Annotated in this window: 9 protein-coding genes and 1 pseudogene; 5 read left to right on the top strand and 5 right to left on the bottom strand. The window is 36.9% G+C overall.

The features are described from left to right. The first annotated feature begins 6 nt into the window (after positions 1-6). From ACFJGY_RS14680 to ACFJGY_RS14700, 5 genes and pseudogenes are all read left to right on the top strand, one after another. On the top strand, positions 7-918 hold the full coding sequence (locus tag ACFJGY_RS14680) for a DnaJ C-terminal domain-containing protein (RefSeq protein WP_379965216.1): 912 nt from the start codon (positions 7-9) through the stop codon (positions 916-918). Positions 919-920: 2 nt separating this feature from the next. Then, positions 921-1,226 carry a chaperone modulator CbpM gene (locus tag ACFJGY_RS14685; protein ID WP_379965219.1) on the top strand — a complete coding sequence of 102 codons (306 nt, stop codon included), beginning with the start codon at positions 921-923 and terminating at the stop codon, positions 1,224-1,226. Positions 1,227-1,473: 247 nt separating this feature from the next. Beyond that, positions 1,474-5,154: a T9SS type B sorting domain-containing protein gene (locus ACFJGY_RS14690; protein ID WP_379965222.1), complete on the top strand. Its 3,681-nt coding sequence runs from the start codon at positions 1,474-1,476 to the stop codon at positions 5,152-5,154. A 25-nt stretch (positions 5,155-5,179) separates the two neighbouring features. Further along, positions 5,180-6,146, top strand: a pseudogene (locus tag ACFJGY_RS14695) (YpdA family putative bacillithiol disulfide reductase). 68 nt (positions 6,147-6,214) lie between these two features. Continuing rightward, positions 6,215-7,249: a L,D-transpeptidase gene (locus ACFJGY_RS14700; RefSeq protein WP_379965224.1), complete on the top strand. Its 1,035-nt coding sequence runs from the start codon at positions 6,215-6,217 to the stop codon at positions 7,247-7,249. Positions 7,250-7,569: 320 nt separating this feature from the next. Here the strand turns inward: ACFJGY_RS14700 and ACFJGY_RS14705 are convergent, their stop codons facing one another. From ACFJGY_RS14705 to ACFJGY_RS14725, 5 genes are all read right to left on the bottom strand, one after another. Next, the gene (locus ACFJGY_RS14705; RefSeq protein ID WP_379970209.1) at positions 7,570-8,871 is read right to left on the bottom strand and encodes an aldehyde dehydrogenase family protein; all 1,302 of its coding nucleotides are present in this window, start codon (positions 8,869-8,871) and stop codon (positions 7,570-7,572) included. Between the two features lie 361 nt (positions 8,872-9,232). Beyond that, complete coding sequence (locus ACFJGY_RS14710) at positions 9,233-9,829, bottom strand: hypothetical protein (RefSeq protein WP_379965226.1); 597 nt, start codon at positions 9,827-9,829, stop codon at positions 9,233-9,235. A gap of 28 nt (positions 9,830-9,857) precedes the next feature. Next, entirely contained in the window at positions 9,858-10,502 is a 645-nt protein-coding gene (locus tag ACFJGY_RS14715; protein ID WP_379965228.1) for an HD domain-containing protein, read from the bottom strand. Next, entirely contained in the window at positions 10,502-11,341 is an 840-nt protein-coding gene (locus ACFJGY_RS14720) for a serine aminopeptidase domain-containing protein (protein ID WP_379965230.1), read from the bottom strand. Before ACFJGY_RS14720 ends, ACFJGY_RS14715 begins: the two co-directional genes overlap by 1 nt. A 56-nt stretch (positions 11,342-11,397) precedes the next feature. Further along, on the bottom strand, positions 11,398-12,306 hold the full coding sequence (locus ACFJGY_RS14725; protein ID WP_379965232.1) for a ribokinase: 909 nt from the start codon (positions 12,304-12,306) through the stop codon (positions 11,398-11,400). Positions 12,307-12,376: the final 70 nt, after the last annotated feature.

Genomic DNA, 12,376 nt, shown 5'->3' on the forward strand with positions numbered 1-12,376 from the left:
TAGACAATGGCATTTATAGATTATTATAAAACGCTGGAAATTAGCAGAAGTGCATCTGCAGATGAGATCAAAAAAGCTTACAGAAAACTCGCCAGAAAATATCATCCCGATATGAATCCGAGTGACAAGGAAGCGGAAAAAAAGTTCAAAGAAATCAACGAAGCTAATGAAGTTCTGAGCAATCCGGAAAATCGTGCAAAATATGATAAGTACGGTGAAAACTGGAAACACGGCGAGCAATATGAACAGGCACAACAGCAGCAAAGACAGCAATACCAGGGAAATACAGCCGGTGGTTTTTCAGGAGCAGATTTTGGAGGCGACGAAGATTTTTCAGACTTTTTCCAATCGATGTTTGGTGGAGCTGGCGGCGGTTTCGGAGGCAGTTCGCGAGGAAGTGCAAATGGGAAATTCAAGGGTCAGGATATCTCAGCAGAACTGAGTCTTGACCTGAAAGATGCTGCCCAAACACATCAGCAGACTTTTGACATCAATGGAAAAAAAGTAAGGATCACGATTCCGGCAGGCATTTATGACGGACAGCAGATTAAACTGAAAGGCCACGGAAACCCCGGAATAAACGGTGGTCCGAATGGTGATCTTTATATTACATTCAACATTGCTGAAGACAAGGATTTTAAACGCGACGGCGATAATCTGAGAACTTCCGTTGATATCGATCTTTATACGGCTGTTTTAGGTGGCGATGCTAATATCCAGACGCTGGACGGCTCTGTAAAACTGAAAGTAAAACCTGAAACGCAAAACGGAACTACCGTAAGACTAAAAGGCAAAGGTTTTCCTGTTTATAAAAAAGAAGGTGAGTCTGGAGATTTGTATGTGACTTACAATGTGAAGATCCCTACGAATCTTACTGAAAAACAAAAAGAACTTTTCCAACAACTTCAAAATTCCTGACGATGAGCGAGAGAATATCCATAGAAAAAGTTATCCAGATTTATAATATAGATGATCATTTTTTAAATGATCTGATAGCTTCTGAATTGCTACATCCTGAAACGGAAAACAGCGTTCAATATATTATTTATGAGGAATTGCCACACCTGGAAAAATTTACAAATTGGCATTATGACTTAGATATCAATCTTCCAGGAATAGAAATCATCCATAAACTGCTTGGGCAAATGGAAGAATTGAGAAATGAAAACCGCAAACTTATACAGATTTCTGAGAAATTCCGTGATTGGGAAGATGCAGAATTTTAAATATTATTATTGGTTATATTACTATAAGACAATATTGATATCAACATTTTCGCTATCCGATTATATGATTTTCGGAATATTATCGAGTTAAACAACCTAACACAAACTACAAATACACAAAGACGAAGAAGAATCAGCAAACATAATTAGTTATTTTAAATAATTTATCAAATCATAATATTTATTAAAAATTTTACATTTTGATACTATTTTTTGTTAAATTTAATTAATCTATTAAAGGTATAGTATGAAAAATATATTATTACTTATTGCACTGATGCTTACTCCATTTTTGTATTCTCAGAGTTGTCCAAGTATTACTGCAACTGACTTATTTGGCAACACATCAGTAGAGCTAAGTTGCGGAAACGGTGCTTGTGTATCATTAACGACCAACGTTCCCAAAACTTATTTGACCACCTCATATCAGGTAGCCCCGCAAAGTTATGCGCCGATTATTCCATTTGATCAAGGAACTCCCCTGAATGCTAAAACTGATGATGACTTTTCCGGCGTAATTCCTATCCCTTTCAATTTTTGTTTTTATGATAAAACATATAACAAATTAGTCATAAGCACCAATGGTTTTATAACCTTTGACACCACACAGGCCGGACTAGCAAGTAACCCAAATATCTTAGCCAATAATCCAAGTCCGCTATTACCAAGAAATTCGATTTTTGGCATTTTGCAGGATTTGATTTATTCCGATACGGATGACTCGGAGATCTATTATTCGGTCATAGGAACGGCTCCTTGCAGAAAATTTGTTGTTAATTTTTACAAAGCCAGAATCACGGGTTGTACAGAAACGTCAACTTTTCAGATTGTTTTAACAGAATTCACTAATGAAATTAATATAAATATCGAAAACAAGCCGCTTCCTTGTGTAACTGCACGTTTCAAAGAATCACTTATCGGTACTATGAATTCTACAGGTGACGATGGATTATCACCAGCCGGAAGAAACAAGGGAATCTGGCAATCCGGCAACGAAAGTTGGAAATTCAGTCCCGCAGGGGCAGAAGTACAACCAAACATACAATGGAAAAACTCTTCGAATCAAATTGTTGGTAGTACAGCTGAGGTTAATGTCTGTCCCACAAAAACAGAAAAATATACCGTAACAATAGATTACCCTATCTGCGGATCAAGTTTTATATTAAGCGATGATATAGATATTAATTACAGCCAGGGCGGAAGTGCTCCAATTATAAACAGCCCTGTAAATTACAGCTATACTTTATGCGACAATGAAGCCGATAATATTGAGAAATTTGACTGGAACACGCTGGTAACACCATTGATTACTACAGATCCTAATGTAATTGTAAGATATTTTGAAACCAAGACCGCAGCAGAGGCAGGCGGAACAGGGCTGACAACTATAAAAGCCGGACAATATACAGTCTATGCCAGAGTTACCAATTCAAATGGCTGTTATGCCATCGGAATTGTAAATATGGATATCACTTTTCTCAATAAAATTATTGCAAAAGATATCAAAAAGGTGTATTGCTTTGATGGGAAACAAGATGTTATGATAGATTTGAATTCACTGTATCCGGAAATGTTAACCACTCCGATTTCTGAGATTACAAAAGTAAGTTTCTATTCATCTCAAATTGACGCTACAACACCAAATATAGGGACAGAAATATCTTCAAATCAACTCATCATAAAAGACGGCAACTTAATAAATGCAGTTTTCTACGTCCGTTTCGAAAATGCAGACGGCTGTTACACAGTTAGAAAAATAACGATTGAGCTACGAAATCCTGTTGCCAATCAAAACCAGGATATTTGTGATTTTGAGAATAATGGATTAGAAAATATTACCCTCAGCAGTCTAAATAGCGCAATTGCAGGCGGTCAGCCTGTTACCATTAGTTATTTTCCGGATGCTGCATCTGCTAATGCAAACTCAGGTGCTATTACTACCTATCTTCTTACAAGTACATCGGCCGTCATATACGTCCGTCTGGATATGAAAGCAGACAATGGAGACTGTTTCCGGGTGTATCCTATAACGCTTAAACTTATATCCAGCCCAAGTCTTACAAAAAATAATATAATCATTGATCTTGGAAGCATCTGTGATAACAATAATGATGGTGTTGAGCAGTATGATCTTACCCGACATGAATCCGAAATCTATTCCGGAACAGAAAATTTTGTTTATAGTTATTATTTAAATTATAACGCTGGGAATGGTGCTTTTTCTAACAGAATAACAACGCCTGTTGCTTTTTCGCTTAATAAAAGTACAGAAGTCTTTGTAAGAGTTTCGCAAGGAGCCTGCTTTGCTGTAGCAAAAATCACTATTAATTTCACTTTTCTGCCAGCTGTCAGAATAAAATCCGGACTGATCGCAAAATGTGACAGAGCATATGATTATGGAGAAACCTACGATTTGAATGACGCAAAAGCAGCTATGTTTGTTTCATCAGAAAACGGTGATACACTTGCAGATATGATTGTTACTTATTATGCTACAAAAGCAGCTGCAAATCTTGGCACTCCAAAAATAAGTAATCTCCAAACAACCAATTATAATGTCGTTAATTTTTGGGCAAGATTTGAATCGAAAAACTCACATTGCTTCTCTGTAGCGTCTATTACTTTGAAAACCTATTTCCCTCCAAAAGCAATTCCATCAGCCATCACTGTATGTGATAATAATCTGGATGGTAATCCTGAAGTGAATTTATTATTGCCAGAATACACGAATAGAATGGTGAGCGAAATAGACCCGGAAAATCATTTTATATTTTACCTGACTCCTGCTGATATTGATAACAATAATCCTATCAAAAATCCGGAAAACTTCTCTCCATCCCCATTCCCGTCAAGAATCTATGTATTGGTAGAAAACCTTCCTGGCTGTTACAGTCTGCCACTTTCTTTTTCAACCATCGATTTTACTTCTGGAAGTGTGATCCCTATCAATCAGAATTCATTTTTATTGGAACAATGTGATGCAGGCAATGACGGAAAGGAAATTTTGAATCTAAGCCAATTTGAAAGCCAGATTTATAATACAGGTACCGATTATTCCTATTACCCGACTTTAGAAGATCTTAATAAAAACAGCAACAGGATTCTATCACCTTCTGCTTACCAGTACGATAGAAGTGTACATCCTCCAGTAATTTTTGTAAAAGCCGCAGCAGCTGGCACTTGTCCTTCATTGGTGAAAATTAATATCAATTTAAAAAACACGCCAATATTTGAACTGCCGGATTATTATTTCTGTCCGGGTGTCGGTATCAGAATAGAGCCTGATTTATCTTATCTGAAACCTAATACATACGTCTGGAAAAATCCTGCAGGAGAAGTTATCTCACAAGAAAAATATATAACCGATATAAAAAACGAAGGCAAATATTCTTTGACAATCACCATAGATAATGGCTGTAGTTATACAGCGTATTTTAATGTTATTGCTTATGAGGTCCCTGTCATTACACAATTGATAGGAATCGGGCCGACATCTTATCAGGTAATTGCAACGGGAAGCAGAAAGATTCTCTATTCCATCGATGGAATACATTGGCAGGAATCAAACATTTTTGAAAATATAGCGCCTGGTCCGGTTACTTTTTATGTAAGATATGCAGATCGCGATTGTCTTGGTGACACAAAAGACGGATTATCTGTAAAAGTCGTGAATGTGATAACACCAAATGATGATGGCAAAAATGACACCTGGACTTTCAAAAATCTGGATGTGTTCGATGATGTTCCTTCTAAAATCCAGATATATGACCGAAACGGAGTATTACTGCACGAACAGTATAGCACGGACAGTTTCCTTTGGAATGGAAAATTCAATGGAAGAAGTCTGCCTACTACCAGTTATTGGTATATTATGACTCTGCCGGACAAAACGATAACAGGATGGATTCTTTTAAAAAATAGAAATTAATTCCAAAAAGCCTTAAATTTGGGTTATGGAATTATACGATGTTCTTATTGTTGGCGGTGGACCGATTGGATTAGCCTGTGCCCTAGAAGCTAAAAAAAACAATTTAAAATATATCATTATCGAGAAAGGAACGGTTGCGAACAGCCTCTACAATTACCCTTTGTATATGACGTTTTTTTCTACAGCCGACCGTCTGGAAATTGATGAGATCCCTTTTATCACAACCAAACAAAAACCTGGCAGGCAAGACGCTTTGGAATATTACCAGGGAATTGCACGCCAAAAAAAAATCAATATCAGAGCCTACGAAAAAGTTCTGAACATCAGAAAATCAAACTTTTTTGAGGTTGAAACCAGCAAGCAAGTTTACTTTGCGAAAAATGTCATTATCGCAACGGGATTTTTATGACATTCCAAACTTAATGAATATTCCCGGCGAAGGACTTTCAAAAGTAAAACATTATTATACAGAACCTTATCCGTATGCTTTTCAAAACGTTGTGGTTATTGGATCCAGCAACTCGGCGGTCGATGCAGCTTTGGAAATCTATCGAAAAGGCGGAAATGTAACGATGATCATTCGGCATCACGAGATCTCAAAAAGTGTAAAATATTGGGTAAGACCGGACATAGAAAACCGGATAGCAGAAGGAAATATCAAAGCTTTTTTCGGAGCAGAACTATTGGAAATCAAACCAGATTCTGTAATCTTCAAAACTGACCATGGAGAGAATCGGGAAATAGAAAATGACTTCGTTCTCGCTATGACAGGTTATTTACCGGATTTTAAATTTCTGGAAAACATTGGTATCAACTTAAAAGGTGAATGCCTGAATCCACATTACAATTCGGAAACAATGGAAAGTAACATCGATGGAATTTATCTTGCTGGCGTTGTATGCGGCGGAAAAGACACGCATCTTTGGTTCATAGAAAATTCGCGCATCCATGCAAAACAGATTGTTGATGATATAATTTCAAAAAAATCATAATCATTATTTAAATTTATAATTATTTGTTGGTATTCTTTTTGTAAATTAAGAATTGAGAAAGAAACACTATGAAAATTCGACAAATCAAAAACACAATTCCTTTATTAATCGCTATTTCTTTATTTCTGGTTCAATGTAAAAAAGATGAATCTGTATCTTCATCAGATAAAAAAAACAACCCAATCACAGACATTTTGGGTTCTGATGACAAGAAAGAGGAAGAGAAAAAAGAAGATGAAAGACCTAATGTACCAGATGTTGTAATCCCGAGAAAAGATTTCGGCTATTTTCCGTGGGTCTATAAAAACACAGATTCTGTTTCACAGAAAAACAAAAAAGAATTTACAGGAAAAACACTTTACACAATTCTTGCGCTCAATCGTCTCGACAAAGCCAATATTGGTGCTGCCGACACTTTGGTGGTTCCTGCAAAAATCGAAGAAGATTTTCTAAGATACTCGCCGTTTCCCGGCCACGTCACAAGTCTGGAAAACGTGAAAAAATTCGTATTTTTCTCCTATCCAATCCAAGGTTTTGGAGTCTATGAATACGGTAATCTCATTAAATGGGGACCAACCAGTATGGGTAAAAAAGCAACACCTACCAAAAAAGGATTGATGTTTGCCAACTGGAAAAAAGAAGTTGCCATCTCAACAGTAAGTGATGAGTGGAAACTCCGCTGGAATGTGAATGTTGCCAACTTTGACGGCATAGGCTGGCATCAGTACGCAATGCCCGGTTATCCGGCTTCGCACTCGTGCCTAAGAATGTTGGAAGAAGATGCAAAATGGATGTACACCTGGGTCGATACCTGGATTCTGAACAAAGGCGGGCAGACCGCAAGAGCAAAAGGAACACCATTGATCGTTTACGGAGATTATCCTTGGGGCAAAAGACGGCCTTGGAAAAAGCTGTTGGATTCGCCGGAAGCCAACAATATTTCTGAAGACGAGATGAATAAGATCATCGAACCTCAACTGGCAGAAATTATGAAAGAGCAGGAAAATAGAGACGTTGTAATCCAGCAGGTTGAACAGGAGAAAAAAGCAAAAGCAGATTCTTTATTGGCCAACAAGAATCAAGAGGCTACCACTATCAATTAATTTTCTTAGGAGCTTGATCCCGCTATCCGCTATATCTTTTTTGTCTCCGTCGCTTTGTCATAATTTAGAAATTTCACAAAAGACAAAAAAGGATTCCGCTTCAAAACGAAGTTTCGACGATTCCATAAAAAAATAAAAAAATGAGTCAATCGGGGCTATGGACTTTGTGAACAAAACAAACTTTTGTCAGATCAAGACGATTATTAAGACAATCCCTTCAAAATATAAATTCTGGAGGGATTTTAATTTTGAATTTATTAAATCTTTGGAAACTTACATCTTAACAAATTCTTTGCGGAAAAGTGCCGTATAAATTAATTTCAAATATTTCCAACAACCGTTTTGATCTGCGTAAATTCTTTGATGGCGTGCAATGATAACTCAACACCATAACCTGATGATTTTGCACCACCAAAAGGGAGTCTCGCATCAGAACTTGTCGCTTTGTTGATGGAAACCGTTCCGGATTCCAGATTTTCTATAAAAAATTGCGCCCGTTTTTTATCTTTTGTCCAGATAGAATTTGCCAATCCAAACGGAATATCATTCGCTAATTTCAGAATCTCTTCGTCATTTTTTCCAATCATCAGAATTGCCAAAGGACCGAATAATTCTTCCTGCAAAATAGGATTACCTTCTTCCACCAAAATAATTCCCGGACGAAACTCACTTTCCGAAATTCTTTCCAAAGCCAAAACTACTTCTGCCCCATTCTTCTGAGCTTTTTTATATTGATTTTCCAGTTCATCTGCCAGATCCGGTCTTGCCATTTTGCTCAGCTTGGTTTCTTCTTTGAAAGGGTCAGACGGCTGATAAGCATTATATTCTTCTATGAATTTTGGAACGAAATCTTTTTCAATTTTCTGATGTACAATAAACCGTTTCGCGGCATTACAAACTTGTCCCGTATTTTGCAGTTTTGCCATAGGTGCTTCTTTTGCCGCTTCTTCTAGATCTGCATTATCCAAAACAATATAAGCATCGCTTCCTCCCAATTCCAAAACAGATTTTTTGATATTTTTCCCAGCGAGAGAAGCTACATTTGCTCCGGCTTTTTCACTTCCGGTGAGACTCACGCCTCTTACAAAAGGGTTTTCCATAATTTCCTTGATCTCGTCGTGACCGATTTTCAGATTCTGAAAAATAAACTTCGGGAAACCGGCGTCCAGAAAAGCTTTTTCAATAGCATCACCACTTCCGAAACAGATGGAGGCGTGTTTCAGCAAAGTCACATTTCCAGCTAAAATTGCCGGAACCGCAAACCTGAGGACCTGCCAAAAAGGGAAATTCCAGGGCATTACGCCAAGAATAATCCCCAATGAATCGTGATGAACTTCAGAAACGTTAAATTCGGTTTTGATTTTTTCGGGTTTCAGAACATTTTCCGCCTCGGCATAGAATCTGATCATTCCTGCACTTTTTTCTATTTCTGCAATCGATTGAGAAATTGGTTTGTGCATTTCTGTAGTGATAAGTTTCGCAAATGCTTCTTTGTTTTTTTCCAGAACATCGGCTAATTTATGAAGTAATTTTTGTCGGTGTGTAAAAGGTGTTTTTTTCCAGTCGAGGAAAGCTGTATGTGCAGAATTTATATTTTTTGACAGATCCATTTTTTGAATTATTTTTTGGTTTTTGGTTGCAGTAATTGTACCAATTGGGGTTGTAATAGTTTTGATTTTATTGGAAATATTTCATGTTCGCAAAAGACAAGCTCAGCATAAACATCAAACTTAACAAAGAAATATTGAATATCAAAAAGTGACTTTGTCATTCCGTAGGAAACCTAACGAAGTGGTTCGACGAAGTCAATCTAAACTTAGCTGTAGAGATTCTTTCAGAATTACAAATGTTGTTTTTCTACAGCAAATCTTATTTTTATGTAGAATCTGCAGCCCGGCCTGAGTGGAGCTCTTTTTCTTTTTTTCCAGAAAAGAAAAAAGCGGGAACGGAGGACGGATAAAGCTGCCCAAAATATTTTAAATCTTACTTTCTCTTATTACTTCTGAAAAGCAATACTGAATTGAGGAAGATAAGCAACAAGTCTAAGGTCACCCAAATACTGAGTTTGATGTTTTCGTACTTCAAATCTTCAACTTTTTGTGAAGCGATTGCTGATAGTTTTAAACTGTGATTGATGTAATTTCTAACCTCAACGATCTTATCTTCATTTTTGTTGGGAACGGCAACCTGGGAAAAGTAAACGAGATTCCCTTTTCCAATGTAGCCAACCACCCAGAACTCATCGGACTTCTGCATATTAAGATATTCTATCCGAAAATAGTCGGGACGGATCTGACCAACGTGTTTGGAACTGAATTTTTCATTTTCCGGCACCTGATCCTGAACTCTGATAATGTAAAAATCGATCGGCTGTGGCAGATAATTGATAACCTGAACGGCTAATGAGTTCTCCAAAAACTGAGAAACACTTCTCTCCACAAACCAAAATGTAAAATATGCACCGGCAGAAATGGTGATAATTGTACGGACAACTTTATTCCAAAAATTCCATTTTTCTCCACGGACAGCCGAAAGAAATAGTGCAATGATGAGAAAAATAAGAATCAGAGGGATTAACATTAAAACAAAGATAATGGTTTCTCTCTAATTAAAAAGTCACATTCCATTCTTTGTAAAACTGATCGAGAAATTGTAACATAAACTGATGTCTTTCTTCGGCAATTTTTTTGGCGGTTTCTGTATTCAGAAGATCTTTCAGCAGCAAAAGTTTTTCGTAGAAATGATTGATTGTGGTTCCGTTCGATTTTTTGTAATCTTCTTTGGATTGATCGAGTTTTGGTTCGATATCCGGATGATACATCAGGTTATTTTTATATCCTCCAAAATTGAAAGTTCTTGCAATTCCGATTGCACCAATTGCATCCAGACGGTCTGCATCCTGAACGATTTTCAGCTCCAGCGGAAGATCTTTCGGAGCTTCTTTTCTGTTTTTGAAAGACATATTTTCTATAATGAAAATGACTTTATCAATAGTTTCAGAATCTACATTTTGTTCGGTAAGAAAGTTGGTTACAATTTTTGTTGCGATAGTCTCATCGCCGTTATGAAATTTGGGATCGGCAATATCGTGTAAAAGTGCGGCTAATTCTATTACCAATTGGTCTCCGCCTTCTCTCTCCTGAATGTGCAAACTCAGTTTCCAGACGCGTTCTATATGAAACCAGTCGTGACCGGATTCTGTGCCTTCCAATTTTTGTTTTACTAATTCTATTGTCTTGTTGATCAATTCCATTAATTCAATTCTTTTAAAATGATATTCCAGAGTTTCTTATTGTAACTTCGGAAAAAGTTGATGTGTCCGATTTCATTTTTTTCAGATTCCGAGGTTTTGATTAATCTGTAAGTCGGTTTCAGATTTGGATAAGTGTTTTCCAGTAAGGATCGTACGCCTTTTTCCGTGAGCCACGAATCATCTTCTGCTCTGATGACGAAGACTTTCTGCGTCAGATTTTTTGAAAAGTCCTTAACTTTTTCCAGCAATTTATTCGTTGATTTTTTATTAAGAATCAAAGTCTGCCAGTCAAAAGCACTTCCAGCAGGGAGACTTTCTCCCAAGCCAAACCAATTTCCAGGGAAATAACCCAAGATTTTTGTTGATAACGGCTGTGCAATTCCGAAGCCAAGATAAGCTTCAATCTTTGTCTTAAATTTTAAATTTCCTACAAAAGCATTCTGAGTTCCGACGAAAATAAATTCATTAAACATCTCAGAATCCTGATTCATTCCCAAAATTAAAGCACCAAGAGAATGTCCCAAACAAAACTTTTCATAATCAGGATAATTAATTTTGATATATTCTGTAATTGCTTTATAATCTGTAGTTCCCCAAATTCTCATCGAAGCATTGAAACCTTTCATTTTTTTTGGTTTTGAAAGACCTATTCCACGATAATCATAAGTGATTACCGCAAACCCGTTTTCTGAAAAAAATTGAGCAAAAGCAAAATAAATATGTTGTTTAACACCAGTTGCCGAATTGATCAGCAGCAATTTATTATTAGAATCTTTTGGTTCAAAAATATGCACAGACAAAGCATAATGGTCTTCTGTCAAAAGCTCGATACTTTTCATGAAAAGCGTTTAGATTCCAGTAAAAGTAGAAAAATTTGTCCGGCTATTTTGAGATATTAATATGCGTAAGATATCAATTCCTTCATCTCATTAAGATAAGGAAGACCTTTTTGTGAACCTCTGTAATCTGCAGCTTTCAAGGCCACTTCGTTTCCAAATTTTACGCAATCTTCGATAGAATTCCCATGAAGTAATGCTATGGAAAACCCGGATGTAAAGGCATCGCCCAATCCCATACTGTGCGCTTCCGAATTTGGATTTTTTCGGAAATATTTCATTTCGCTGCCATCAAAATAGCTTGTGCTGTTGGCGCCATCTCTTACAAATAATTTGTTCGGAAGATGTTTGATAATATCTTCGTGATTGCCTTCTCCGAAAATGATTTCCAGGTCTGTACTTTTTGCCACAATGAAAGTCGCATAATCTATAATCTCATTGGACAATCTGCTGGCAGGCGCTGCGTAAATTCCGATTTTTTTATTCAGCTTTTTAGCTTTACTGAAAATATATTCCACCGTTTTCGAAGGAATTTCCATCTGAGTAAGGATCAGATCCGCAGTTAAAAGATATTTTTCGGCCTCGTCGATATTTTTAGAAGAAAGATTATAATTGGCTGCAGGAACAACTGTAATAGCATTTCCTTCGTCAGACGCAGTGACGTAAGCTGTACCTGTTGCTTCGTCTTCGTCTTCAAAAACGTTCGCAACATTCACTTCCTCATCATTAAGATTTCTTAAAACCTGCTGTCCATACGGATCCATACCAACACAGCTGATCAAAGAAGTTTGCGCTCCCAATCTTGAAGTTGCTATCGCCTGATTGGCACCTTTTCCTCCAAGATAGCTTGTCAAATTATTTGCAAGGACAGTATCATTTGCTTTCGGAATTTTGGAAGTTTTCAGGATCAGGTCTATGGAAGAACTTCCTACAACTACAATCTGTGGTTTTGTGTTATTCAGTTTCATTTGCTTACATTCAACGTTTCAAAGGTCAAATAGAATCGCTAATTACGATTTCATTAGAGGCTAAAAATAA

This window comes from Epilithonimonas sp. UC225_85, assembly GCF_042695135.1.
GTDB lineage: Bacteria > Bacteroidota > Bacteroidia > Flavobacteriales > Weeksellaceae > Epilithonimonas.